General features: G+C 69.7%; 23 protein-coding genes. 14 read left to right on the forward strand and 9 right to left on the reverse strand.

Annotated features, from left to right (window positions below; translation table 11 throughout):
* The first annotated feature begins 24 nt into the window (after positions 1 to 24).
* Complete coding sequence (locus AB0269_RS01775; protein WP_366209462.1) at positions 25 to 1,191, forward strand: ROK family transcriptional regulator; 1,167 nt, start codon at positions 25 to 27, stop codon at positions 1,189 to 1,191.
* Between the two features lie 76 nt (positions 1,192 to 1,267).
* On the opposite strand, the gene AB0269_RS01780 is transcribed toward AB0269_RS01775, so the two are convergent.
* The 6 genes from AB0269_RS01780 to AB0269_RS01805 are packed head-to-tail and all read right to left on the reverse strand — an operon-like array spanning position 1,268 to position 7,796.
* Positions 1,268 to 2,098 (reverse strand): HpcH/HpaI aldolase/citrate lyase family protein, encoded by an 831-nt coding sequence (locus tag AB0269_RS01780; RefSeq protein ID WP_366209463.1) that lies wholly within the window; start codon positions 2,096 to 2,098, stop codon positions 1,268 to 1,270.
* The gene (locus tag AB0269_RS01785; RefSeq protein ID WP_366209464.1) at positions 2,083 to 2,871 is read right to left on the reverse strand and encodes a fumarylacetoacetate hydrolase family protein; all 789 of its coding nucleotides are present in this window, start codon (positions 2,869 to 2,871) and stop codon (positions 2,083 to 2,085) included. Before AB0269_RS01785 ends, AB0269_RS01780 begins: the two co-directional genes overlap by 16 nt.
* On the reverse strand, positions 2,868 to 4,034 hold the full coding sequence (hpaD, locus tag AB0269_RS01790; protein ID WP_366209465.1) for a 3,4-dihydroxyphenylacetate 2,3-dioxygenase: 1,167 nt from the start codon (positions 4,032 to 4,034) through the stop codon (positions 2,868 to 2,870). Before hpaD ends, AB0269_RS01785 begins: the two co-directional genes overlap by 4 nt.
* Positions 4,035 to 4,044: 10 nt before the next feature.
* On the reverse strand, positions 4,045 to 5,541 hold the full coding sequence (hpaE, locus tag AB0269_RS01795; protein WP_366209466.1) for a 5-carboxymethyl-2-hydroxymuconate semialdehyde dehydrogenase: 1,497 nt from the start codon (positions 5,539 to 5,541) through the stop codon (positions 4,045 to 4,047).
* A 12-nt stretch (positions 5,542 to 5,553) separates the two neighbouring features.
* Complete coding sequence (locus AB0269_RS01800) at positions 5,554 to 6,231, reverse strand: GntR family transcriptional regulator (protein WP_366209467.1); 678 nt, start codon at positions 6,229 to 6,231, stop codon at positions 5,554 to 5,556.
* Positions 6,228 to 7,796 (reverse strand): fumarylacetoacetate hydrolase family protein, encoded by a 1,569-nt coding sequence (locus AB0269_RS01805; RefSeq protein ID WP_366209468.1) that lies wholly within the window; start codon positions 7,794 to 7,796, stop codon positions 6,228 to 6,230. Before AB0269_RS01805 ends, AB0269_RS01800 begins: the two co-directional genes overlap by 4 nt.
* 137 nt (positions 7,797 to 7,933) lie before the next feature.
* Here AB0269_RS01805 and AB0269_RS01810 point away from each other — a divergent pair, with 137 nt between their 5' ends.
* From AB0269_RS01810 to AB0269_RS01845, 8 genes are all read left to right on the forward strand, one after another.
* Complete coding sequence (locus AB0269_RS01810; protein WP_366209469.1) at positions 7,934 to 9,307, forward strand: MFS transporter; 1,374 nt, start codon at positions 7,934 to 7,936, stop codon at positions 9,305 to 9,307.
* A 67-nt stretch (positions 9,308 to 9,374) separates the two neighbouring features.
* Positions 9,375 to 11,225: an FAD-dependent monooxygenase gene (locus tag AB0269_RS01815; protein ID WP_366209470.1), complete on the forward strand. Its 1,851-nt coding sequence runs from the start codon at positions 9,375 to 9,377 to the stop codon at positions 11,223 to 11,225.
* A 68-nt stretch (positions 11,226 to 11,293) separates the two neighbouring features.
* Positions 11,294 to 12,265, forward strand: a complete 972-nt coding sequence (locus AB0269_RS01820; protein ID WP_366209471.1) for an ABC transporter ATP-binding protein — start codon at positions 11,294 to 11,296, stop codon at positions 12,263 to 12,265.
* A gap of 5 nt (positions 12,266 to 12,270) precedes the next feature.
* The gene (locus AB0269_RS01825) at positions 12,271 to 13,032 is read left to right on the forward strand and encodes an ABC transporter permease (protein WP_366209472.1); all 762 of its coding nucleotides are present in this window, start codon (positions 12,271 to 12,273) and stop codon (positions 13,030 to 13,032) included.
* A 10-nt stretch (positions 13,033 to 13,042) separates the two neighbouring features.
* Complete coding sequence (locus AB0269_RS01830; RefSeq protein ID WP_366209473.1) at positions 13,043 to 14,215, forward strand: histidine kinase; 1,173 nt, start codon at positions 13,043 to 13,045, stop codon at positions 14,213 to 14,215.
* Positions 14,212 to 14,832 carry a response regulator transcription factor gene (locus AB0269_RS01835; RefSeq protein WP_366209474.1) on the forward strand — a complete coding sequence of 207 codons (621 nt, stop codon included), beginning with the start codon at positions 14,212 to 14,214 and terminating at the stop codon, positions 14,830 to 14,832. Before AB0269_RS01830 ends, AB0269_RS01835 begins: the two co-directional genes overlap by 4 nt.
* 81 nt (positions 14,833 to 14,913) lie before the next feature.
* On the forward strand, positions 14,914 to 15,294 hold the full coding sequence (locus AB0269_RS01840; protein ID WP_366209475.1) for a VOC family protein: 381 nt from the start codon (positions 14,914 to 14,916) through the stop codon (positions 15,292 to 15,294).
* 99 nt (positions 15,295 to 15,393) lie between these two features.
* Positions 15,394 to 17,169 carry a Na+/H+ antiporter gene (locus tag AB0269_RS01845; RefSeq protein WP_366209476.1) on the forward strand — a complete coding sequence of 592 codons (1,776 nt, stop codon included), beginning with the start codon at positions 15,394 to 15,396 and terminating at the stop codon, positions 17,167 to 17,169.
* Positions 17,170 to 17,178: 9 nt separating this feature from the next.
* Here AB0269_RS01845 and AB0269_RS01850 read toward each other — a convergent pair whose 3' ends face one another.
* Both AB0269_RS01850 and AB0269_RS01855 read right to left on the reverse strand, forming a co-directional pair.
* Positions 17,179 to 18,027 carry a PhzF family phenazine biosynthesis protein gene (locus tag AB0269_RS01850; RefSeq protein ID WP_366209477.1) on the reverse strand — a complete coding sequence of 283 codons (849 nt, stop codon included), beginning with the start codon at positions 18,025 to 18,027 and terminating at the stop codon, positions 17,179 to 17,181.
* Positions 18,028 to 18,065: 38 nt separating this feature from the next.
* Entirely contained in the window at positions 18,066 to 19,733 is a 1,668-nt protein-coding gene (locus tag AB0269_RS01855; protein ID WP_366209478.1) for a thiamine pyrophosphate-binding protein, read from the reverse strand.
* A gap of 148 nt (positions 19,734 to 19,881) precedes the next feature.
* Here AB0269_RS01855 and AB0269_RS01860 point away from each other — a divergent pair, with 148 nt between their 5' ends.
* The 4 genes from AB0269_RS01860 to murQ all read left to right on the forward strand — a co-directional run bounded on the left by AB0269_RS01860 (position 19,882) and on the right by murQ (position 23,364).
* The gene (locus AB0269_RS01860; protein ID WP_366209479.1) at positions 19,882 to 20,385 is read left to right on the forward strand and encodes a phosphoribosyltransferase; all 504 of its coding nucleotides are present in this window, start codon (positions 19,882 to 19,884) and stop codon (positions 20,383 to 20,385) included.
* Between the two features lies 1 nt (position 20,386).
* Complete coding sequence (locus AB0269_RS01865) at positions 20,387 to 21,460, forward strand: DUF998 domain-containing protein (protein ID WP_366209480.1); 1,074 nt, start codon at positions 20,387 to 20,389, stop codon at positions 21,458 to 21,460.
* An 82-nt stretch (positions 21,461 to 21,542) separates the two neighbouring features.
* The gene (locus tag AB0269_RS01870) at positions 21,543 to 22,430 is read left to right on the forward strand and encodes a BadF/BadG/BcrA/BcrD ATPase family protein (protein WP_366209481.1); all 888 of its coding nucleotides are present in this window, start codon (positions 21,543 to 21,545) and stop codon (positions 22,428 to 22,430) included.
* The gene (murQ, locus tag AB0269_RS01875) at positions 22,420 to 23,364 is read left to right on the forward strand and encodes an N-acetylmuramic acid 6-phosphate etherase (protein WP_366209482.1); all 945 of its coding nucleotides are present in this window, start codon (positions 22,420 to 22,422) and stop codon (positions 23,362 to 23,364) included. The genes AB0269_RS01870 and murQ overlap by 11 nt, the downstream gene beginning before the upstream one ends.
* Before the next feature lie 36 nt (positions 23,365 to 23,400).
* Here the strand turns inward: murQ and AB0269_RS01880 are convergent, their stop codons facing one another.
* Positions 23,401 to 24,051 (reverse strand): HAD-IA family hydrolase, encoded by a 651-nt coding sequence (locus AB0269_RS01880; protein ID WP_366209483.1) that lies wholly within the window; start codon positions 24,049 to 24,051, stop codon positions 23,401 to 23,403.
* A gap of 127 nt (positions 24,052 to 24,178) precedes the next feature.
* On the opposite strand from AB0269_RS01880, the gene AB0269_RS01885 reads away from it, so the two are divergent.
* Entirely contained in the window at positions 24,179 to 25,627 is a 1,449-nt protein-coding gene (locus AB0269_RS01885) for a glyceraldehyde-3-phosphate dehydrogenase (RefSeq protein ID WP_366209484.1), read from the forward strand.
* The last annotated feature ends 51 nt before the right edge of the window (positions 25,628 to 25,678 follow it).

Consider the following 25,678-nt stretch of genomic DNA (forward strand, 5'->3'; position numbering starts at 1 on the left):
GCAGCCCACAGGAATGAGCCATCGATGAAGGAACGCGCGACCGCCGTCGAAGCGGTGCGCCGCACGAACCTGGGCGAGGTGCTGCGGCTGGTCCACCGGCATGGACCGCGATCGCGCTCGCTCCTCACAGCGGACACCGGGCTCAACAGATCGACGGTCGCCGATCTCGTGACGGCGCTCGCCGAGCGAGGGCTCGTGACCGAGCAGGAGCCGGATGGGAACAAGCGCGTCGGCCGCCCGAGCCCCGTGGTGTCGGCGAACCCTGACGTCGTGGCGATCGGCGTCAATCCCGAGGTCGATGCGATCGAGATCGGTGCGGTCAGCCTCGGCGGAGGTCTGCGGACGCGCGCGCGGCTCGAGCTCACCCGCGTGCCGACGGTTGCCGATGCCGTGGCCACCATCGCGGATCTCGTCACGCGCTGGCAGAGCGAGGAACTCAGCGGATGCCGCATCGTCGGCCTCGGCGTCGCCGTGCCGGGGCTCGTGCGGGCGTCCGACGGACTCGTGCGCCTCGCACCGCACCTCGGCTGGCGCGACGAGGACATCGCGACGCCACTCGCGGAAGCCCTCGGGCTGCCGGTGGCCGTCGACAATGACGCATCCCTCGGCGCCAGGGCCGAGCACCTGTTCGGTGCGGCGCGCGAGCACGCCGACGTCGTCTATCTCAACGGCGGCGCGAGCGGCATCGGCGGCGGCCTGATCCTGGACGGGACGCTGATCCGCGGATCCGGCGGCTACGCAGGGGAGTGGGGCCAGACGAGGCCGGGCATCGCGAACGAGGCGCACCGCCGGACGCACGACGGCGTTCTCGAGGACGAGGTCAACCGTGCCCGGCTCATGGCGGCGGCGATGCTGGTCGCCGGTGACGACCACGCGCTCGCCGCGGCGCTCGCCGGCGCCCCAGGGCCCACTGCCGACGAAGAGGTCGTGCGTCAGCGCCGGGTGCTGGCTGCGACGATCAGCAATGCGGCGAACGTCCTGAACCCGTCGATGATCGTGCTCGGCGGGTTCCTCGGCATCCTGCGCGATCGCGACCCCGAGGGCTTCGACGCCGACGTTCGGGAGCGGTCGCTCGCCGTCGCGGCTGAGGATCTCGAGATCGCCTCGGCGGCGCTCGGCCAGGACCGTCTACTCATCGGCGCCGCAGAGGCGGCGTTCGCCGGTCTCCTCGCCGACCCGCTGGGTTCCTGATCCCCTCGAATCCCCAAGGCCGCGCCGAGACTGCACCGAACCGGCGCAGTCTCGGCGCGGCCTTGCAGGCTCGGGATCAGTAGCCGGCGCGCTCGGCCTGGTCGGCGTCCGGGATCCAGTCGGCGGCGAGCTTCTCGGTCGCGCGCGCGAGGATCGACACGTCCGCGGCGACGAGCGCGAAGGATGCTCCGGCGTCGATATAGCGACGCGCGGTGGCCGGATTGAAGGCGTTGACGCCGACGGGCTTGCCCGCGGCGCGGACCTCGGCGATCGTGTGCTCCACGGCGGCGACGACATCCGGATGCTCCTGCTGGCCGAGCAGTCCCATGGAGGCCGCCAGATCGCTCGGGCCGATGAAGACGGCATCCACGCCGTCGACCTCGGCGATCGCGCGGGCGTTGCGCACCGCGGCATCCGTCTCGATCTGCACACTCAGCGAGGTGATCTCGTGCGCACGCTGCAGGTAGTCCTCGATGCGGTTGAACTGCCCGGCGCGCGCGAGCGCGCTGCCGACCCCGCGGATGCCGCGCGGCGGGTAGCGGGTCGCGGCGACGGCGGCTGCGGCATCTTCTGCGGAGTTCACCATCGGCACGAGCAGGTTCTGCGCACCCGTGTCCAGCACCTGCTTGATCCACACCGGATCCGCCGACGGCACGCGCACGACCGGGGTGATCGGGTACGCGGCGACGGCCTGCAGCAGTGCCACGATCTCGGTCAGTCCCAGGGGGCTGTGCTCGCCGTCGATCAGGGTCCAGTCCAGGCCGGAACCGGCCACGATCTCGGCGGCGATGGGGCTGCCCGAGCAGATCCACGCGCCGACGAGGGGGCGCCCTTCGACGGGGCTCAGGGACCGGGCGGACGCGAGGCGCTCGCGGAACGACACCGCAGGCTCTACACGAAACGGCATTCGATCACTCCCATCTCGCGGTAGTCGCACCGCACCTCATCGCCCTTGTGCACCCACATCGGCCTCGTGAACGATCCTGCCAGGATGATCTCGCCGGCCTCGAGCCGCGCGCCGTGCTGGTGGAACTTGTTCGCGAGCCACGCGACACCGGTGGCGGGGTGCCCGAGGACTCCCGCCGCGACGCCGGTCTCCTCGATCTCCCCGTTGCGGGAGAGGACTCCGGGAACCCAGCGCAGATCGATCTCATCCACTCGCTTGCGCACGTCGCCGAGCACCATCGCCCCGTAGGCGGCGTTGTCGCTGATCGTGTCGACGATCGTGCGGCCCTCGAGCTGGATGTGCGAGTTGAGCACCTCGAGCGCCGGCACGGCGTAATCGATCGCGGCCAGCGCATCATCGAGCGTGCAGTCAGGGCCTTCGAGCGGCGTCTTCAGGACGAACGCCAGCTCGACCTCGATCCGGACGTTCGAGAAGTCGTCGAACCGGATCTCGGAGCCCGAGGCGTACACCGTGTCGTCGAACATCACGCCATAGTCTGGCTCGGTGATGCCCGTCGCCTGCTGCATCGCCTTCGAGGTCAGACCGATCTTGCGTCCGACCAGGCGGCGCCCGGCAGCGATCTGCGAATCGCGCCATATGCCCTGAATGGCATAGGAGTCCTCGATCGTCGCATCCGGGTATCGCGCAGTGATGCGCTCGATCACGCCGTGCGTGCGGTCGGCCTCGTCGAGCTCGCCCGCGATCTGCTCGCGCTGCTGCGACGTGAGCGTCACAACTGGTGTCCCAGCTTGTACTCGCCCTGCTTCCAATCCGGCATCGAGCCCTCGCCTTCATCGGGGCGGGTGTACGAGAAGCCGTCGGCGCCGATCGTCACGGCCATCTCGCTGTTGTCCGTTCGGGCGACCACGGGCTGCGGGTTGCCGTCGAGGTCGAGCACGAGCGAGCCGTCGGTGTACCACGACGGCACCACGGGGTTGCCCCACCAGTCGCGGCGCTGATTGTCGTGGACGTCCCAGGTGACGACCGGGTTGTCGGGGTCGCCGGTGTAGTAGTCCTGCGTGTAGATCTCGACGCGGTGTCCGTCGGGGTCGCGCAGATACAGGTAGAACGCGTTCGAGACGCCGTGGCGGCCGGGGCCGCGCTCGATGGCGTCCGAGCGCCGGAGCGCGCCGAGCTTGTCGCAGATCGCGAGGATGTTGTGCTTCTCGTGCGTCGCGAAGCAGACGTGGTGCATCCGCGGTCCGTCGCCGCCGGTCATCGCGGTGTCGTGCACCGTGGGCTTGCGGCGCATCCACGCGGCGTAGACGGTGCCCTCTTCGTCCTGGATGTCCTCGGTGACGCGGAAGCCGAGATCCTGCATGTACTTCACTGCGCGCGGCACGTCCGGGGTGATCTGGTTGAAGTGATCCAGGCGCACCAGCTCGCCGGGGATGTGCAGGTCGTAACGCCACGACATGCGCTCCTGGTGGTCACTCTGGTGGAAGAACTCGTAGGGGAACCCCAGCGGATCGACGACGCGCACCGAGTCTCCGACGCCCTTGACGAAGCCGGACGGGTTGCGGCGGACGTCGCAGCCGAGTTCGGTAAAGAACGCCACCGCCCTGTCGAGGTCCTCGGGCGTGCGGACCCGGTACGAGAACGCGGCGACGGCCGCCACCGAGCCCTTGCGCAGCACGAGGTTGTGGTGGATGAACTCCTCCGTCGAGCGCAGATAGATCGCCTCGTCGTCCTCGGATGTCACGTACAGACCGAGGATGTCGACGTAGAACTCACGGGATGCCGCGAGGTCGGTGACGACGATCTCCATGTACGCGCAGCGGAGGATGTCGGGCGGCGAGGCCTGCGGGGTCGCGACCGGGTTGTCCGTCTCGATCGGGGCCTCCTGGCTCACGTAGTAGCCGGAGGAGGTCAGGGTCATGTCCTTGCGATTCGTCATGTCAGCGTCCTCACTGCTTGCCGAAGACGGGGTTGTGGACCTCGCCGAGGTTGATGTGCACGGCCTGCTGGTCGGTGTAGAAGTCGATCGAGCGGTAACCGCCCTCGTGACCGAGACCGGACGCCTTCACACCGCCGAACGGGGTGCGCAGGTCGCGCACGTTGTTCGAGTTGAGCCACACCATGCCGGCCTCGACGGAGCTCGCGAAGTTGTGCGCGCGCTTCAGATCGTTGGTCCAGATGTACGCGGCGAGACCGTACTTCGTGTTGTTGGCGAGGGCCAGCGCCTCTTCATCCGAGGAGAACGGGGTGATCGCGACGACCGGGCCGAAGATCTCCTCCTGGAAGATCCGGGCGTCGGGCATGACGTCGGCGAAGACGGTGGGTGCGACGTAGTTGCCGGTCTCGAAGCCCTCGGGGCGTCCGCCTCCGGCGACGAGGCGACCCTCGGTCTTGCCGATCTCCACATACGACATGACCTTCTCGTAGTGCTCAGGATGCACGAGTGCCCCGACCTCGGTGGTCGGGTCGTTCGGCAGACCGACCTTGACGCGCTTCGCCTGGGCCGCGTACTTCTCGACGAACTCGTCGTAGATCGACTGCTCGACGAGGATGCGCGAACCTGCGGTGCAGCGCTCGCCGTTGAGCGAGAACACGCCGAAGATGGTCGCGTTGACCGCGGCATCCAGGTCGGCGTCGGCGAAGACGACCGCCGGTGACTTGCCGCCGAGCTCCATCGACAGGCCCTTCAGGTACGGAGCGGCGCCTGCGAAGATGATCTGCCCGGTACGGCTCTCGCCGGTGAACGAGATCAGCGGCACGTCCGGATGCTTCACGAGTGCGTCACCGGCGTCTTCGCCGAGGCCGTTCACGAGGTTGAAGACGCCCTGCGGGAGCCCCGCCTCCTCGAAGATCCCGGCCCACAGGGATGCCGACAGCGGCGTGAACTCGGCGGGCTTGAGCACGACCGTGTTACCGGTCGCGAGCGCAGGTCCGAGCTTCCAGGACTCGAGCATGAACGGCGTGTTCCACGGCGTGATGAGGCCTGCGACGCCGATCGGCTTGCGGTTGACGTAGTTGATCTGGCGGCCGGGCACCTTGAAGGTGTCATCGGCCTGCGCGACGATCAGGTCGGCGAAGAAGCGGAAGTTCTCGGCCGCACGGCGCGCCTGGCCGAGCGCCTGCGTGATCGGCAGGCCGGAGTCGAACGACTCGAGCTCGGCGAGCCGGGCATCGCGCGACTCGACGATGTCGGCGATCCTGTGCAGGACGCGCGAGCGCTCGCGGGGGAGCATCTTCGGCCAGGGGCCCTCGTCGAACGCGCGCTTGGCGGCGGCGACGGCGAGGTCGATGTCGGCCTTCTTGCCGGCGGCGGCGGTGGTGTAGTTCTCGTTCGTCACCGGGTCGAGCACGTCGAACGTGTCGCCGTCTTGCGAGTCGACGAACGCGCCGTCGATGTAGTGCTGGATGTGATCGGGCAGATCTTCGGGGATGCGGGTGTCGCTCATGTTTCCTCCGGTTCAGTGGACGTGCGTGCCGACGGCAGCGTCGGTCTTCTCGCGGGTCAGGTAGGCGTCGAGGGTGGATGCGTGGTGGAGTCTGGCTGCGCGCTCGATCTCGAGCACGGGGGCGCCGTTCTCGATCAGCGCGACGATCTGCTCGTGCTCGCGCACGGACTCCTGGGCCCTGCCGGGGACGAAGCTGAACGTCGAGTCGCGCAGCCTGTTCAGGCGCTGCATCTCGACGGTGACCAGTTCGTGCAGGCGCGGGTTCGGGCACGGGGCGATGAGCGCGGCGTGGAACTCCTGGTTGAGCTGCGTGAACGCCGACGGGTTGAAGTGATCGAGGGTCTCGATCATCCGCTCGTTGATCGCCCTGGCGCGCTGCAGGTCGTCCGTGGTGAGGTGGCGTGCCGAGAGGGCGGTCGCGCTGCCCTCGAGGATGCTGAGCGCCTCCATGCTGTGCCGGTACTGGCTGTCATCGACCATGGCGACGCGAGCGCCGACGTTGTGCTCGAACTGGACCAGCCCCTCGGCCTCGAGCTGGCGGATCGCCTCGCGGACGGGGACCACGCTCATGTCGAGCTCACCGGCGATGCTGCCGAGCACGAGCCGGTAGCCGGGCGTGAACGTCTGGCTGGCGATCCGGCCCTTGATCCAGTGATACGCCTGCTGGGACTTGCTGAGCGCCTTGGTCATGATTCCGCTGGTTCCTGTGCTTCGACAGGCTCAGCAACCGTCTGGGCTTCGTACTTCGCGCGCCACTCGGCGTTCATCGGGAACAGGCCGTCGACCGGATGCCCCGCAGAGACCTGCTCGGCGATCCAGGCATCCTCGTCCTCCTGTGCGAGGGCCGCGTCGGCGACCTCTTCGGCCAGAGCCGGCGGGATCACGATGACGCCGTCGCCGTCGCCCACGATGATGTCGCCGGGCTGCACGGCGGCCCCGCCGCACGCGATGGTCTCATCGACGGCCCACGGCACGTGCTTGCGGCCGAGCACCGAGGGGTGCGCACCCTGCGAGAACACCGGCAGACCGATACGGGCGACCTCCTCGAAGTCGCGCACGCCGCCGTCCGTGACGACGCCCGCCGCACCTCGGCTCCGGGCCCGCAGCGCGAGGATGTCGCCGAGCGTTCCGGTCGTGGCATCCCCCCGTGCCTCGATCACGATGACCTCGCCCTCGCCGACCGCGTCGAACAGGCGCTTCTGCGCGTTGAACCCGCCGCCGTGGGTCTTGAACAGATCTTCTCGGAACGGGACGAAGCGCAGCGTGCGGGCTGTGCCGACGATCTTCGTTCCAGGCAGGTTCGCGCTCACGCCGTCGATGAAGCAGTGGTGGTGCCCGCGCTTGCGCAGCTGGGCGGAGAGCCCGGCCGTCGGCGCCTTCTCGAGCTTGGCGCGCAGGGCGGGGGAGAGGGAGCGCGCAGAGCCGCTCTCCGAGCCCGAGGAGCCGCTCCCTGAGCCCGTCGAAGGGTCGGCGGGTGTCGTTCCGGACCCTTCGACAGGCTCAGGGGCCGGAACGCCCCAGGCTTCACTGCGCTGCAGGTCGTCGACCGCGGGCAGAGACCCGAGAGCCGCATCGAACGGCACATCTCCTTGGGTGACGGTGGTCACCAGGCGACCGGACGTCGGCGCACCGGGGGCGTCCGGGGCATCCACCTCGACCTCGACGACGTCACCCGGCACGATCACCGAGGAGCCCGCCGGGGTGCCGGTGAGGATGACATCGCCGGTCTCGAGCGTGAAGTGCTGCGAGAGGTCGGCGACGAACTGCGCGAGCGGGAAGATGAGGCCTTCGGAGGTATCGTCCTGGCGCAGTTCGCCGTTGACCCAGGTGCGCACGCGGATGCCGTGCGGGTCGATCGTGCGCGCATCGATCAGGTCGGGCCCGAGGGGTGTGTAGCCGTCGCCCCCCTTGGAGCGGACGTTCGAGCCCTTGTCGTTCGCGCGCAGGTCGTAGAGGCCGAGGTCGTTCGCCGCGGTGACGTGGGCGACGTGCGACCAGGCGTCCTCGAGGGCGACGTGACGGGCGGGTTCGCCGATCACGAGCGCGATCTCACCCTCGAAGGCGAGGAGCTCGGTGCCGGCGGGGCGTTCGATCGTGCCGCCGGATGCCGCGACGGAGCTTGCGACCTTGAAGAAGTAGGAGGGGTGGGCGGGGCGCCGTCCGCGCTGATCGGCGCGCGATGCGTAGCTGAGGTGGATCGCGATGATCTTCCCCGGGCGGGAGATCAGGCCCGGACGTGAGATCTGGTCCGTCACAGTGAGCGCCTCCTTGCGTCATGAGCATCACCCTTGTGCGATGTATTTGAAATCGTATATCATCCTGACAACGGGTGGCAAGCATCGGTTCGACACTGCCGCAGCACCCCGACAACGACGTCGTACAAGGAGATTCAATGACTGAGAATCCCGGCTTCACGCCGACAGGCACCATCGCGAGCCCCGCGGATCGGCGACGCGTGGTCTTCGCCACGGTCGTGGGAACCACCGTTGAGTGGTACGACTTCTTCATCTACGCCACGGCCGTCGGGCTCGTCTTCGGAGAGCTGTTCTTCAAGCCGCTCGGCGCCGACAGCATCCTCATCGGCTTCGCCACGGTCGGCATCAGCTTCCTGTTCCGCCCCCTCGGCGCATTCCTCGCCGGCCACTTCGGCGACAAGCTCGGCCGCAAGCGCGTGCTCATGTGGACGCTCATCCTCATGGGCGCGGCCACGGCGCTCATCGGCGTGCTGCCCACCTACGACGCGATCGGCATGACCGCGCCGATCCTGCTCGTGCTGCTGCGCATCCTTCAGGGCCTTTCCGCCGGCGGCGAGTGGGGCGGCGCCGTGCTGATGGCCGTCGAGCACGCGCCGAAGCACAAGCGCGGTGCGTTCGGCGCGTCGCCGCAGATCGGCGTTCCGCTGGGCCTGCTGCTCGCATCGGGCGTCATGGCGATCATGACCGCCATCGCTCCGGGGGAGCAGTTCATCGCCTGGGGCTGGCGCATCCCGTTCCTGCTCAGCGTCGTGCTGATCCTCGTCGGCTACTACGTGCGCCGCAACGTGGAGGAGAGCCCCGTCTTCGCCGAACTCGCCGAGCGCAAGGAGAAGGCGAAGATGCCGATCGTGCAGCTGTTCCGCAAGCACCTGCTGCTCGTGATCATCGCCGCGCTCGTGTTCGCCGGCAACAACGCAGTCGGATACATGACCACCGGCGGGTACATCCAGAACTACTCCACCGACCCCGAGGGCCCCCTCGCTCTCGACCGCGGGCCGGTGCTCTGGGCCGTCGCGGGGTCCGCCGTCACCTGGCTGCTGTCGACCCTGCTCGCCGGTTTCGTCTCCGACCGGATCGGTCGCCGCACGACGTACATCATCGGATGGATCCTCCAGCTCGGCGGCGTGTTCGCCCTGTTCCCGCTCGTGAACACGGGGAACATCGGTCTGCTGTTCGCGGGACTCGCGATCCTCACGATCGGTCTCGGGTTCACCTACGGACCCCAGGCGGCGCTGTACACGGAACTGTTCCCCGCCAGCATCCGCTTCTCGGGCGTCTCGATCTCGTACGCGATCGGTGCGATCGCCGGCGGCGCGTTCGCCCCGACCATCGCCACAGCGCTGGTGAAGGCGACCGGCACGACCATGTCGGTGACCTGGTACCTCGCCGGCATGACGGTGATCGGCCTCATCGCGACGCTCCTGCTCCGCGACCGCAGCAGCATCCCGCTCGGCCCGGACCACGAGGAGGAGCAGGCCGTCAGCCCGATCCACGGTCTCGCCAGGGCCTGAATCATCTCGGGGGCGGATGCCGCGGCATCCGCCCCCGCCAACGAAGCACGTCGAAGAAGGAGTACCGATGCAGTTCCATCACCACGGCTACGTCTCGCAGGATCCGCGCATCGTCGCGGCGGCGGGCACGGGGATCGATCGCCCCGCTGATCTGCCGGACGAGATGGACGTGCTCATCGTGGGCTCAGGACCCGCCGGCATGCTGCTGGCCGCTCAGATGTCGCAGTACCCGTCCGTGACCACGCGGATCATCGAGAAGCGCGAGGGGCGGCTCGTGCTCGGGCAGGCCGATGGCATCCAGCCGCGCAGCGTCGAGACGTTCCAGGCGTTCGGATTCGCCGAGCGGATCACGGCCGAGGCGTACAACATCGGGTGGATGAACTTCTGGGGGCCCGACCCCGAGAACCCGGGCAGCATCGTCCGCACCTCGCGCACCGAGGACTACGGGTACAAGATCAGCGAGTTCCCGCACCTCATCGTCAACCAGGCGCGCGTGCTCGACTACTTCGCCGAGGCCGCGGCGCACGGCCCTGGACGCATCGTGCCCGACTACGGCGTCGAGTTCGAAGGCCTCACCGTGCACGACGAGGGGGAGTACCCCGTGGAGGTGCGGGTGCGCACGGCGACCGGCGAGCGCACGGTCCGCGCGAAGTACGTCGTCGGCTGCGACGGCGCGCGCAGCGGCGTGCGCGAGGCGATCGGCCGCAAGCACGTCGGAGCGTTCTCGGCGCATGCCTGGGGCGTCATGGACGTGCTGGTGAACACCGACTTCCCCGACTGGCGCACCAAGTGCGCGATCAACGCCGAGGCGGGCAACATCCTGCACATCCCGCGAGAGGGCGGCTACCTGAGCCGCGTCTACGTCGACCTCGGCGAGGTCGCCGCCGACGACAATCATCGGGTGCGTCAGACGCCGATCGAGAAGATCATCGAGAAGGCGAACGAGATCCTGCATCCCTACACGCTGGACGTGAAGGAGATCGCCTGGCACAGCGTGTACGAGGTGGGTCACCGCGTCACCGACGGGTTCGACGACGCTCTGGACGCCGAGCGCTCGCCGCGGGTCTTCCTCACCGGCGACGCCTGCCACACGCACAGCGCCAAGGCGGGGCAGGGGATGAACGTCTCGATGCAGGACGGCTTCAACCTCGGCTGGAAGCTCGGCTCCGTGCTCAGCGGCCGCTCGCCGCAGAGCCTGCTGGCGACGTACTCCGCCGAGCGGCAGCCCGTGGCGCAGCAGCTCATCGACTTCGACCGCGAGTGGTCCTCGCTCATGGCCCGCAAGCCCGAGGAGATCTCCGACCCGCAGGATCTCGCCACCTACTACCTGGCGACCGCCGAGTTCCCGTCCGGATTCATGACCCAGTACGCGCCGTCGGCGATCACCGGGGATGCTGCGCATCAGGCGCTCGCAGCCGGGTTCCCGATCGGCAAGCGCTTCAAGTCGTCCGAGGTCGTCCGCGTCTGCGACGGCAACGTCGTGCACCTCGGGCACCACGCCAAGGCGGACGGACGCTGGCGCGTCTACGCGTTCGCCGATGCGGGGGGTGCGCAGGTCCGCGAGTGGGCGTCGGCCGTGACTCCGCTGATCGCCCGGGTCACGCCCGCGGATGCCGATGCGGATGCCGTGATCGATGCGAAGGTCGTCTATCAGGAGTCGTTCGACGATCTGGAGCAGTTGTCCGCCCCGGAGCTGTTCCTGCCGCGCACCGGCCCGCTCGGGCTCATGGACTGGGAGAAGGTGTACAGCGCGGCACCCAACGCGTGGAGTCGCAGCGACATCTTCGACGAGCGCGAGGTCTCGCGCGCAGGCGCCGTCGTGGTCGTCCGCCCCGACCAGTACGTCGCCGCCGTGCTGCCGCTGGACGCCACGGCAGAGCTGGCGGCATTCCTCGAGGGCGTGTTCCTGCCCGCGTGACACGTGTCATGCGGATGCCGTGACAGCGGCCTCCTGATCATGCCCGCCCGTGCGGCCACGCTGGAAGCATGAGCACAACAGCGCACACGCAGCCACGCACGACGCAGGCGGTCGTAGCCCAGAGGGACACCCGCCAGGACGACGCCGTCGTCATCTCGGGCCTGCGGCGCTCCTTCGGCATCGGCGAGCGGGCCGTCAAGGCCGTCGACGGCATCGACCTCAGCATCCGGCGCGGCGAGGTCGTCGCCCTGCTCGGGCCCAACGGGGCCGGCAAGACGACCACGCTCGACATGCTGCTCGGGCTCACCGATCCCAGTGACGGCACGATCACGGTCTACGGGCAGCGGCCCGTGAGGGCTGCGCGCTCCGGCGTGATCGCCGGTGTCCTGCAGACGGGCGGACTGCTGTCGGATCTCACCATCCGTGAGACGGTTGAGGTGATCGCGTCTCTGCACGGCCGCGAGTCCCTCGCCAGGGTCCCCGAGATCCTCGAGCGCACAGAGCTTGCGCGGATCGCCCGTCGGCGCATCGTCAAATGCTCGGGAGGGGAGCAGCAGCGGGTGAAGTTCGCGCTCGCGCTCGTCTCGGACCCGGACATCCTCGTCCTCGACGAGCCGACCGCCGGCATGGATGTCACGGCCCGCCGCCACTTCTGGGACGTCATGCGCGCCGATGCGGATGCCGGGCGCACGATCATCTTCGCCACGCACTACCTCGAGGAGGCCGAGCAGTTCGCCCGGCGCACCGTCGTCATGCATCGCGGCCGCATCGTCGCCGATGCCGCTACGGCGCAGCTGCGCGCCAACCTCGGCGGGCGCACGCTCGCCGCAGACCTCCCCGCAGTCGGGGCGGAGGATCTGGTGCGCGGGCTCGAGCAGACCGACGGCGTCAGCGACGTGCGCGTCGACGCCGAGCGGGTAACGCTGCGGGCGCTCGACTCTGATGCCGCGGCATCCGCCCTTCTGAACGCCGGCGCCCATGACCTGGAGATCGCCGCTCCCACCCTCGAAACCGCCTTCACGGCCCTCACGGAGGACTGACCATCATGACCATGTCGATCTCGCCCACGATGCTGCGCGTCGAGGCGATCCGCCAGATCCGCAACCCTTACACGCTCGCGTTCACGCTCGGGATGCCGGTGGCGATGTATCTGCTCTTCGGGGCGAGCATGGGCTACGGCTCGATGTCGGCCGGCAACGGGAACGTCAAGTTCTACGTGATGGTCTCGATGGCCGCCTACGGAACAGCCGTCGCGATGAGCTCGCTCACCTCGCTCGCCGCGACCGAGGCCAAGCAGGGCTGGGGACGCCAGCTCGGGATGACGCCGCTGAGCACCGCCGGGTACGCGACGATCAAGCTGCTCACCGCCGTCGCATTCGCAGCCCTGGCCGTCGTGCTCGTGTTCGCGGCCGGCATCCTCACCGGAGCCGAGGCCACGGATGCCTGGCGCTGGTGGGCGGCCGCCGGCATCATCCTCGGCATCGGCCTCATGTTCGGGCTCTACGGTCTCGGCGTCGGACTGTTCTTCAACTCCGACACGGCGGCGGCACTGGCATCCATCTCGATGACGTTCTTCGCATTCTTCGGGAACGTCTTCATCCCGCTCGACGGCGTCATGCTCGATATCGCCCGCTTCACGCCGCTGTACGGCTTCGTGGCGCTCAGCCGCTGGCCGCTGACCGAGGGTGTGCTGACCACGGGGCAGACCGATCCGCTCTGGGGGGTCGTGCTGAACGTCGTGGTGTGGCTCGTGATCTTCGCGGTGCTCGTCGCGGCGGGCGTCAAGCGCTCGCGGTCGCGCCGCTAGGGTCGACTGCATGGCGGAAGACGTGACCCGCGACGCGGTGTCGGCCTCAGCGGCCGGCGCCGCGCCGGCGGCATGGGCGGCATCCGGCGCGAGGCGGCCCCGGCCGGGTTCCGGGTCGCCGTGGGAGCGCTACGGCTGGCTGATGGCCGTGATCTGGCTCGTGTTCCTCGTGTACCCGCTCATCCAGCTGGTCCGCTCGGAGGCATCACAGGGATGGATCATCGCGGGGTGGGCGGCGTTCGCGGCGTTCGTCGTCGTCTACGTCGCGGGCTTCATCAACGGCATGAGCTTCGGCGGCGGAGGGCTCGTCGATCCCCCCAGGCCCATCCAGTGGGCCGCCTTCTGCGGAATGATCGCGTGCGCCGCGCTGACCATTCCCAGCATCGGCGGATACGCCGTCGGCTTCCTGCCGTTCATCATGTCGTTCGCCTCGTACGGCCTGAACCGGCTCGCGCACTGGGCCACGGCGGCCGCGAGCGTCAGCGTCACGGCGATGCTCGTGTTCCTCACGCCCGGTGGTCTGTCGTACGTGTCGATCCTCGCGATCATCGTGCTGCTGGGCGTCGTGAACACCGTCTCGACGAGCCTCATCATCCGGTCGGCCGAGGCGGAGCAGCTGGGACTCGAACTCGCCACGAGCGAGGGCCGCGAGGCCGTCGCCCGCGACGTCCACGATCTCGTCGGGCATTCGCTCACGGTCGTGAAGCTCAAGGCGCAGCTCGTGCGCCGACTCATGGACACCGACCCGGAACGCGCGAAGGCCGAGCTGGCCGATATCGAATCCCTCACGGCGGAGGCGATCGCGGGCGTCAGGGCGACGGTCGCCGGCGTGCGCAGCGCGACGCTCTCGGATCAGCTGCAGTCCTGCCGCGACGCTCTGGCCGCCGCCGACATCGCCCTGCGTGTCGAGGGGGATGCCGCGGCCCTGTCTCCGGCGCAGTCGCTCACGGCGAGCTGGATCCTGCGCGAAGCGACCACGAACGTGCTGCGGCATTCCGGGGCGCGGACCGTGACGGTGCGGGTCGCGCCGGGGACATTCGCCGTGATCGACGACGGCCGGGGGATCGGCGGGGCGGAGGGCAACGGGGTGCGCGGGATGCGCGAACGGGCGACGACGGGAGGCGCGACCCTGGCCGTCAGCGCGCCGGAGAGCGGCGGCACGCGCGTGGAGGTGACGTGGTGACGCCGTCCGATCCGATCAGGCTCGTCATCGTCGACGATCAGGCGATGCTCCGCGGGGCACTGGCCGCGCTGCTGGAGCTCGAAGACGACCTGACCGTCGTCGGCGTCGCGGGCGATGGCGACGAGGCGGTGCGCGTCGTGTCCGACGCTGCGCCGGACGTCTGCCTCATGGACATCCAGATGCCGGGCATGGACGGGATCGCGGCGACGCAGGCGGTACGGGCCGCGAGCCCTGCGACCCGGGTCCTCATCGTGACGACCTTCGCCAGACCCGGCTACCTGCGTTCGGCGCTGGATGCCGGTGCGAGCGGCTTCGTCGTGAAGGATGCACCGGCCGAACAGCTCGCCGACGCCGTGCGGCGGGTGCACGCGGGGCTCCGGGTGGTCGATCCCGTGCTCGCCGAGGCCAGTCTGTTCGACGGCGCCAACCCGCTGAGCGAGCGCGAGCGGCAGGTGCTCCGGCTCGCGGCCGACGGCCGGAGCGCCGCGGCGATCGCTGCGGAGGTGTTCCTGTCGGCGGGAACCGTGCGCAACAACCTGTCGGCGGCGATCGGCAAGGTCGGAGCGGCGAACAGGGCTCAGGCGGTGCGCATCGCGCAGGACAAGGGCTGGATCTAGACGTCCGTCCCCTGTGCGATGTCCGACCCCGCGCGTAGCGTTGACCGCGGTCGGGCACAGGCCCGCCAGGAGGAGTGAGTGATGGACTGGAAGATCGAACTCATCCACGTGCCGGTCAGCGACGTCGACCGGTCCAAGGACTTCTACGTGAAGATCGGGTTCAACGCCGACCATGATCAGGTCGTCCACGAGGGCCTGCGGTTCGTGCAGATGACGCCGCCGGGATCGGCCTGCTCGATCGCGTTCGGCGAGGGCCTGGGGCTCGATCTCGAGCCGGGTCAGCAGAACACGATCCAGGTCGTCGTGCCCGACGCGGATGCCGCGCTGGCTCAGCTGCGCGACGCCGGTGTCGAGGCGAACGGGGTCGACGAGCAGGCGTGGGGCCGGTTCGTGACCTTCGACGACCCCGATGGCAACACGTGGACTCTGCAGGAGCTGCCGGACTACAGCGCGCAGGAGTGAACCTCTTCCGTACGCGCACCGACGGGAATACCGTTTGCTTGACGGGCGCTGTGCTTCTTCGCACGTCGCGCCCATTCGTGACGGCAGATGGGCGCGCGCATGGAGGGTCTTGAGGTCACAGTCCTGCTCGGACTGACGATCCTGGTCGGAACGCTGCTGGCGCCGCGGGTGCGCCTCGCGCTGCCGCTGGTGCTGGTCGTGTTCGGCCTGCTGCTCGGTTTCGTCCCGGCTCTGCGCGAGGTGCAGCTGCCGCCCGAGACCGTCCTGCTGCTGTTCCTGCCGGTCATGCTGTTCTGGGAGAGCCTGACGACGTCGCTGCGGTCGATCCGCCGCGACTTCCGCTACATCCTGCCGATGAGCACTCTGCTGGTGGTCGCCTCCGCATTCGCCGTGGCTGCCGTCGCCGTGCTGTTCGGGATGCCGTGGGAGATCGCTCTGATCCTCGGCGCCGCGGTCGCGCCGCCTGACGCCACCGCGGTCGCGGCACTGGGCAGGCTTCTGCCGCGCCGCAGCTTCATGAAGCTCAAGGCCGAGAGCCTGACCAACGACGGCACGGCTCTCGTGCTGTACGCGATCGCCGTCTCGCTCGCCGTCGGCGGGCAGATCACCCCGCTCTCGGTGACCTGGAGCGTGATCGTCTCGTACCTCGGCGGCATCGCCGTCGGCGTCGTGGTCGCCGCTCTCGCCTGGCTGCTGCTGCGGACCCCGCGGGCGACGATCCTCATCAACGTGACGCTGCTGCTCGTTCCGTTCACGGCGTTCATGGTCGCCGAGATGATCCACGCCTCCGGCGTGCTCGCCGTGGTCGTCGCAGGGCTCATCGTCGCGTACATCAACCCGACGATCAGCACCGCCGCATCCCGCCGCCAGGCCGAGACGGTCTGGCCGTTCGGCGTGTTCCTCCTCAACGGCGCGCTGTTCGTGCTCATCGGGCTCGAGGTGCAGTGGGTCGTGCACCAGACCTCGCTGGGCGAGATCGGCTGGCTCGTGCTCGCGACACTCGCCGCGTGGCTCGTGCTGCTCGCGGTGCGGTTCCTGTTCCAACTGCTGGCTATGCCGTTCCAGCGCGTCAGGGCGAGTGCGCGGCCTCCGCGCGGACTGCGGACGCGCATGCAGATCGTGACGACGGTCGCGGGAATGCGCGGCGCCGTCTCACTGGCGATCGCGCTGTCCGTGCCGCTCGCTGCGCCCGATGGTGCGCCGCTGGACGGCCGCGACGACATCATCTTCGTCACCGCAGGGGTCATCCTGCTGAGCCTGCTCGTGCAGGGGCCGCTGCTGCCGGCGGTCGTCCGGTGGGCGCGGTTCCCGGTCGACCACGGCGAGGACGAGGAGTTCGAACTCGCCGAGCGCGCGATCTCGGGCGCCGCCATGACCGCCCTCGACGCGCTGGCCACCGAGAACGGCATCAGCGATGAGATCCGCGACCGCGTACGGCGCGAGGGGTACGAGCGCCTCGAGCTCGCGAATGCGCGGGCGATGGCGAGGGAGCGCGCGCTCATCGATGCCGAGGTCGGGGCGATGGAGGACATGCTCGACGCGCCCGATCCGCTCGCCGACGGGTCGGTCGAGCTCGGCGACACGGCTACGGACGTGCGGGGCTCTGCGACGGACGTGCAGGGTGCGGCGATCAGCGTGCGGGGCACGGCGCTGCAGATGGTCGCGACGTCCACCGACGTCGATCTCGAGCAGCGGTCGCCGATCATCCGTCATGAGGAGTTCGCCCGTCTCAAGCTCGCGGTTCTCGACCACAAGCGCGAGGTGCTGCTCGGCCTGCGCCGCTCCGGTGCCGTGGACGACATGATCGTCCGCCGAATCTCGGCGAACCTCGACCTCGAGCAGGTCCGCGTGCAGGGGCTCGAACCGATCGAGTGACCGGACCGGTCAGCGGATCCGCGTCGCGCCGCCGGTGACCTCGATGCCGCCGGAGTCGGGGATCGTCACGGTGAGCGTGCTCGGCCTGCCGACATGACGGCCCTGCTCGATGCGGATCGTACGCTCGGGGTAACCGTGCTCGCGCAGGTACGCCCCAGTGGATGCCGCGGCGGACCCCGTCGCCGGGTCCTCGGTGATCCGGCCGACCGGGAACAGATTGCGAGCCTCGAAGGCCCCGGGGCGGAGCTCGTGCAGCACCGTCACCGTGCCCAGCCAGCTCTGTTCGCGCATGATCGCCGCGACGTCGGCGGGGGAGAATCGGAACTGATGGAACATCTCGCGGTCGGCGATGACCACGATGGGATGCCAGTTGCCCGCGAACGCCTCACGGACGGGGAAGCGAGGGTCGAGGTCGGAGTCGGTGAGCCCGAGAAGCGCCAGGAGGCGATCGCGCACTACGTCGTCGATGTCGCGCACCTCGGGATCCACGCTGGTGAAGGACACGGTGACAGCGCCGGTTCCGTCGGTCGCGGACCGCAGTTCGACCCGCCCGCCCAGCGTCTCGAACGCGACGTGCCCCGCGCCGTCGCGCTCGGCCAGAGCGACCGCCGTCGCCACGGTGGCGTGGCCGCAGAACGGGACTTCGGCGGCGGGTGACCAGAACCGCACGCGATAGGTCGGCTCATCGGCATCCTGACCGACGACGAACGCGGTCTCCGAGTACCCGATCTCAGCCGCGATCCGCTGCATCGCTGTGTCATCCAGGCGCGACGCATCGAGTACGACACCGGCCGGATTGCCGCCCTCCGGAGTCGCCGCGAATGCGCTGTAGCGCAGGACCTCGGGGTCGTCTGCCATGGCGAGGAGCCTATCGGACCAGGTGACACCGAGCCCTCTCAGCTGTTCACGCGAATGATCTCCTGCTGGTAGGGCGCGACGACGGCGGGGGAGACCCGCAGGTCCAGCAGCAGGAACGGACGCTCCTCGGCGGGCTGCGCAGACCACGTCGCCAGGCGATCCAGGTCGGCCAGGGTCTCGGCGACGACGCCCTCGGCGCCGACTGCGGCGGCGAACGCCGCGAAGTCGACCTGCGGGATCAGCATCGGGTCCTCGGCGAGGCCCTTGAGTCCGTACAGGTGCACCTCGGCGCCGTACGCGGCGTCGTTCCAGATCACGGCGCAGCCGCGACCGCCGGCGGAGCGCACGGCCGACTCGAGGTCGGCGACCGCCATCAGACCGCCGCCGTCGCCGCTCGTGAGCACGATCGTCGATTCCGGACGGGCACGGGTCGCGCCGACCACGCTCGGCCAGCCCTGCCCGATCGCCTGGAAAGCGGTGCCGACCATCATCATCCGGTCGGGGGATGTCACCGGCCAGTACATGTTCGCCCAGCCGATGAAGTGTCCGCCGTCCGAGACGACGACACGATCCGCCGGCAGCAGTTCGGCGATGCGGCGGGCAGCAGACCGCGGGTCGAGCCGGCCGTCGGGTGCGAGGTCGTCGCCGCGGTCATACGTGCGGGCAGCCGCGACATCGACGCTCTCCCGCCACGGCATCCGCCCCTGCAAGGGGAGATCGGGGGAGGTGGGGGAGAGGCGCTCTACGAGGGCCTCGGCGACGAGGCGGGCATCGCCGCGCACGTAGCCGCCGATGTGCGCGTGCGTCGCCGCCGGTGCGACATCGACCTGGAACACCCGCGTCCCGGGGGCGAAGAGTTCGCCGAAGCGCATCGTGAACTGATTGAGCGACGCGCCGAACACGACCGCCACGTCGGCCTCCCGCACGAGCGACATGGCACCCTCGGCGCCGAACCCGCCCGTCACCCCGAGGTCGTACTCCGCTGCGGGGAACACGCCCCGACCGAGCGCGGTGGACGCCGTCAGTGCTCCGACCCGGTCGGCCAGGGCACCCAGTGCATCCCCTGCGCCCGCCAGCCAGGCTCCGCGCCCGGCGAGCAGGAACGGACGCTCCGCGCCGCGCAGCGCCGCAGCGATCTCGTCGAGCATCCCGTTGGCGAACTCGCCCGCGGGGGCGAGCGGCGCGGGAACGCGCGGCGCCGGCGCGTCCGGAACGGCGCCCGCCTCGAGCGACGCGACGTCATACGGGATCGCGAGCACCACGGGCACCCGATACGTGAGGGCGTGCTCGACCGCGATGATCGTCGTCGCCGCGGCATCCGCTCGACCGACGGTATACGTGCGCGCGCCGACGGCGGACGCGAGCGCGATCTGATCGACGTCCCACGGTCGCGGCCCCGACGTCGGCTCGTCGCCGACGACGAGCACGAGCGGGATGCGGGCCTGCACGGCCTCGGCCAGAGCCGTGAGCGTGTTCGTGAATCCGGCGCCGTAGGTCGCCGTGCCCGCCGCGATCCTGCCCGAGGCGCGGTAGTGCGCATCGGCTGCGACGACGGCGCCCTGCTCGTGGCGCACGGCGGTGAACGAAGCGCCGGTATCGCGCTCGAGGGCGTCGAGGAAGTAGGCGTTGCCGTTGCCCATGACGCCGAAGACGTGGTCGACGTGCTGAGCGAGGGTGAGGGCGACGTGCGCGGAGACCGAGGGCATGACGGAGCCTTTCGAGACGGTATCGGGATGGATTCCGTATGTGTCTCGCGCGGCGCTTCGATGCGTCGCCTGCTTCGTGCCCTTTTTTCGAGCACCGGCTCGGCCGGACGTCTCGATTCTATCGACGAAGAGGCGCCAGAATGGTCGCATGACGGCTGACGTGCGCGAGACCCTCACCTGGGATGGATTCGGATCGGCGACGCGGGACCTCGCCCGCAGCATCCTCGACAGCGGCTTCGAGCCGGAGGTGGTGGTCGCGATCGCCCGCGGCGGGCTGCTCCCGGCCGGAGCGATCGCCTACGGTCTCGGCGCGAAGAACTGCGGCGCGATCAACGTCGAGTTCTACACCGGGATCGGCACCGTGCTGGATGCGCCGGAGGTGCTGCCGCCCGAGCTCGACATGGCCTACCTCGACGGGCGCCGCGTGCTGCTCGTCGATGACGTGGCCGACTCCGGGCGCACGCTCGCGCTCGCCGTCGAGCTCCTGGAGGCGAAGGGCGCCGAGGTGCGCTCGGTGACGATCTACACCAAGCCGTCCACGATCATCCAGCCCGACTACGCCTGGAAGGACACGGACCTGTGGATCGACTTCCCGTGGTCCTTCCAGGGAACTGTGCGCGAGGAAGACCTCGGGCTCCTGCCCACGGCCTGACATGTCTGCACGGACATCGCTCCGGCAGCGCATACGCGCGCGGATCGGCGACGCCCCTCCGACGCTCGAGAACGCCGCCCTCCTCGTAGGCGCCGCGTTCTTCGTCGTCGGGTTCGTGGTGTCGATCATCCTGTTCTGGGGGCGCGAGCTCGAGATCGCCGGCGCCTGGTCGATCGGCGCCTACGCCGCGGTGGGCGGAGCCGTCGTCGCCGTCCTGGCCGTTCTGCTCGGCCGCATGACGGTCCGTCGCGGCCGCATCGCGGCGAGCGTGGATCGCCTGACGATGAGAGACGACCGCCTGCGCTGGTACGACGTCGCCGCGATCACGCTCGCGTACGCCGCGACGGCGCTGCTCGGGTGGACCGGGATCGCGGCGCTGCTGGAACTGAGCTTCACGGGCGCCCCGGTCTACGACTTCCCCGGGGCGATCCTCGTCTCGGTGGCCTTCGCCCTGACCGCCTACGTGTGCTTCCTCAGTGCGGCGTCCCTCACCCCGATGATGCTGTCGCTCGTGCTGGCGATCTTCCTCGTGGTCGGGGCGTTCGCGAGCATGCTGACGGCGACCGATCCGCTCTGGTGGCGCGACAACCTCTCGGCCCTGGGCATGGCGAGCAACGACTCGGCCTGGATCTTCAACGGCACGCTCATCGTCGCGGGCGTCATCGTCACGACCGTCTCCCGGTACGCCACCGCCGGTCTCCCGGTCGCGGACCCGCGGCAGAAGCGCGGGCGCCACTACGTGCGGATCGGCTTGATCCTCATGGGCATCTTCCTGACGTGCGTCGGGATCTTCCCCGTCGATGCCTTCTTCCTGCTGCACAACACCGTCGCGACGGGCATGGCGGTGTGCTTCGCCGCCGTGGTGATCGCCCTGCCCTGGCTGCTGCCCTCGATCTCCCGCATCTTCGTCGGCATGGGCTACGTATACGTCGCCGTCATCGCGCTGCTGGGCATCTTCTTCGCCACCGGCTACTACAACCTCACCGCCGTCGAGCTCATCGCGGCGATCCTCATCTTCAGCTGGATCATCGTGTTCCTGCGGGCCGCGGACGACGTGGCCGCCGACGCGGAATGAGCGCGAAGCGCGGCATTATGCATAGACTCTTTACAATTACGCGCCGCTGATCGGCGCATCTCCCTGTCCTGAGAGCCGCCCCATGCCCATCACCGTCGCCGTGGATCTCGGCAAGACCCGTTGCCGGGTCGCGATCATGGATGCCGGCGCCCGGCGCGCATTCACCGGACCGGGCGCCCCTGGGCTGGCAACGCGCGGGGGCGTGGATGCGGCGCTGGCCGCGATCGAGCCGCTCGCCGCGCAGGCGGGCCGGATCGAGGTGCTCGGCGTCGGTGCGGCCGGCGCTTGGGCGGATCCGGATGCCGCGCACGACCTCGCACGATGTCTCGCGCGGTCGACCGGGGTACAGGTCGCCGTCGCATCGGATGTCGTCACGGCTCACGCCGGTGCGCTGGACGGCGGGCAGGGCACGCTGCTCATCGCCGGCACGGGAGCTGCGGCGCTGGGCGTCGATGACAGCGGAACCCGGCTCATCGACGGATGGGGACCCGACATCGGGGACCTCGGCGGTGGATCGTGGATCGGGCGGGAGGGCGTGCGCGCCGCGCTGCGTTCCCGCGACAGGCTCGGGGAGCCGACCGTGCTGTCGAACGCGATCACCGCGCACATCGCTCCTGCTCCGGATGCCGTCGCCTGGCTCGCAGGCGACCTCCCCGTCGCCCGGCAACTGGCCGGCATCGCCCCGCTCGTCCTGGATGCCGCCGCCGACGGCGACCAGATCGCCGCGCAGATCGCCGCGGAGGCGGTTCGTCTGCTCACGGCATCCGCCGTCGCAGCATCCGACCGCCCCGGCGTCGTCGTCCACGGCGGGCTCACCGAGCATCCGTGGTTCCGCGCCGAGCTCGAGCGCTCCCTGACTGACGCCGGCCGTACTCCGGTGCGCGCCCGAGGCGACGCCCTCGATGGCGCCGCCCTGCTCGCGCGGCGCGCCGACACATCTCACGAAAGGTTCGTCCACCGTGTCCGATGACCATCGCTCATCTGATCGCCTGTCTTCGCTGATCGGACAGCTCGCCCGGCTCGACACCGAGGCCGCGACCACCGAGCGGGGCGATCTCGATCTGCAGAACACCGCCGAGCTCGTGCGGCTCATGAACGCCGAGGACCAGCGGGTTCCCGCGGCCGTCGCCGAGCGCGCGGCGGACATCGCCCGCGCCGTCGACGGGATCACCGAGCGCTTCCGCCGCGGCGGCCGGCTCATCTACATCGGCGCCGGGACGGCCGGGCGCATCGGCGTGCTCGACGCGAGCGAGTGCCCTCCCACGTTCGGCACCGACCCCTCGATGGTGATCGGGCTCATCGCGGGCGGAGAGACAGCGGTGCGATCCGCCGTCGAGAACGCGGAGGACGACCGCGACGCCGCGGGCGTGTCGCTGCGCGAACTCGGGCTGACAGAGCGCGACACCGTCGTCGGCATCTCGGCATCCGGCCGGACCCCGTACGTGATCGGCGGACTCGAGTACGCGCGCGGAATCGGAGCGCTCACGGTGGCGATCGCGTCGAACCGCGACTCCGCCATCGGTGCGGCGGCGGAGATCCCCATCGAGGTCGTGACGGGTCCGGAGTTCATCTCCGGGTCCACGAGGCTGAAGTCGGGCACGACCCAGAAGCTCGTCGTCAACATGCTGACGACGCTGTCGATGATCAGACTCGGCAAGACCTATCGCGGGGTGATGGTCGACCTCGTCGCCACGAACGAGAAGCTGCACGCCCGATCGATCCGCACCGTCGCGGAGCTGACCGGCGCCGGCATCGACGAGGCGGATGCGGCGTTGCGGGCTGCCGACGGATCGGTCAAGCTCGCGCTGCTCACGACCATCACGGGCGCCGAGGTGTCCCGTGCCCGCGACGCGCTCGCTGCAGCGGACGGCATCCTGCGCGAGGCGATCGCGTCGCTGAGCTGAACGAGTCGAACGGGCTGAACAGGCAGGGCACGACGCTCAGCCGATCCTGACCTCGAACCCGTCCGCCACGGGCACGATCCCGACCTGCGTGAGGTCGTCGACGTGATGCGCCGGACCGAAGGACGGCGCATGCGGGCCGACGCCGACGACGGTCATCCCGGCGTCGAGGCCGGCGCGGATGCCGGCGCCGGAGTCCTCGAACACGACGCAGTCGGCCGGCGCGATGCCGAGCAGGGATGCCGCGAGCAGGAACCCCTCCGGGTCGGGCTTGCTGTTCGTCACCCGCTCCGCTGTGACCGCGAGTTCGGGGATGGCCAGCCCTGCGGCCCCCATGCGCGCGGTCATGAGTGCGACGTCCGCCGAGGTGACGATCGCGTGGGGGAGGTCCTCCAGTGCGTCGAGCAGGCCGTCGGCACCGGGGATCGCGACGACGCCGTCGGTCTCGGCGCTCTCGCGTGCGAGCATCTGCTGGTTCTCGATCAGGTTGATCTCGTGGTCGCGCTCGGGCAGCAGGATCGCCATGCTCTGCCACCCCTGGCGGCCGTGCACGGTCCGGAGCACCGTCGCGCGGTCCAGGCCGTGCGGCTCCGCCCATTCCAGCCACAGATGCTCGACGACGGCCGTGGAGTCGACGAGCGTGCCGTCCATGTCGAGCAGGGCAGCGCGGGCAGTGAAGGTCGTCGCCATGCATCCAGGCTAGCCCCGGTGAGCGACGGCTCCGTCGCGGACTATCCTGGAAGCATCCCCCGATGTTCCACCCGGCAACCCGCGCGCCGGACGACCTTCGGCGCGCTCAGAACATGCAAGGACGCAGATGAACGACTTCGCGGCACACCGTGATGACTGGTTGGTCAGAGAAGAGCTCGCAGAGCGGATGGTTCCGCTCGTCGGCGCGCTCCGCCGCGATCACGAGGTGGTGACGTCGCTGCACGGGCACCGCCTGCTCGGTCTGTCGACGACGGGCATCATCGAGTTGCACGAGCGGGTCGCCCAGCTCGGCCACGAGGAGCTCGCGCTCGAGGACACCCTCTCGGTGCTCGAGTCGCTTCGCGACCTCGCGCCCGGCGCCTCGTCGATCGACGTCGCGCGGCTCGTCGCCGGGCTCTCCGACACGGATGCTCCGCTCGACGCGTACCTGCGCGAGGTCCTGGCACCTGCCATGGGCGCCGAGCCCGCCGAGCCCACCGACGTCGTGCTCTACGGCTTCGGGCGCATCGGACGTCTGCTCGCCCGCATCCTCATCGCCCACAACAGCGGGGGCAGCGGACTGCGCCTGCGCGCCATCGTCGTCCGGCGCGGATCCGAGAACGACCTCGTCAAGCGCGCTTCGCTCCTCATGCGCGACTCGGTGCACGGCAGCTTCGCAGGGTCCGTCACCGTGGACGAGGACGCCGAGCAGATCATCGCCAACGGCACCCGCATCCAGGTCATCTACTCGAACGACCCGGCATCCGTCGACTACACCGCGTACGGCATCCGCGACGCCATCGTCGTCGACAACACCGGTCGCTGGCGCGACGAGGCGGGCCTCAGCCGCCACCTCGAGGCGAAGGGCGCAGCCCGTGTTCTGCTCACGGCCCCCGGCAAGGGTGCGCTGAAGAACATCGTCCACGGCATCAACGACGTCACGATCGAGGACTCCGACCGCATCGTGTCGGCGGCCTCGTGCACGACGAACGCGATCACCCCGGTGCTCAAGGCCATGGATGAGGCCTACGGCATCGTGCGCGGTCATGTCGAGACCGTGCACTCGTTCACGAACGACCAGAACCTCATCGACAACTTCCACTCCGGCGACCGTCGCGGCCGGTCGGCCGTCCTGAACATGGTCATCACCGAGACCGGAGCGGCCAAGGCCGTCGCCCGCGCGCTGCCCGAGCTCGAGGGCAAGCTGACGGGGTCGGCGATCCGCGTTCCCACCCCCGACGTGTCGCTGGCCGTCCTGCACCTGACGCTCGAGAACCCGGCGACCAGGGACGAGCTCAACGACTACCTGCGCCGCGTCTCGCTGCACTCGAAGCTCCGCCAGCAGATCGACTACGTCGAGAGCCCCGAGGTCGTCTCGACGGACTTCGTCGGCTCGCACCGCGCCGGCATCGTCGACGGGCTCGCGACGATCGCGAACGACCGCGACGTCGTGCTGTACGTCTGGTACGACAACGAGTACGGCTACTCGTGCCAGGTGATCCGTGTGCTCGAGGTCATGGCAGGGTCCCACCCCGTCGTGCTGCCGCCCCGCCGCGAGGTGACTCTGCAGGCTTGAGGCGCAGGCCCCGTATCAGCGGTCGACGCGGGCGGTCAGGTCGGCATCCAC

Source organism: Microbacterium sp. NPDC077644, assembly GCF_040702785.1.
GTDB lineage: Bacteria > Actinomycetota > Actinomycetes > Actinomycetales > Microbacteriaceae > Microbacterium.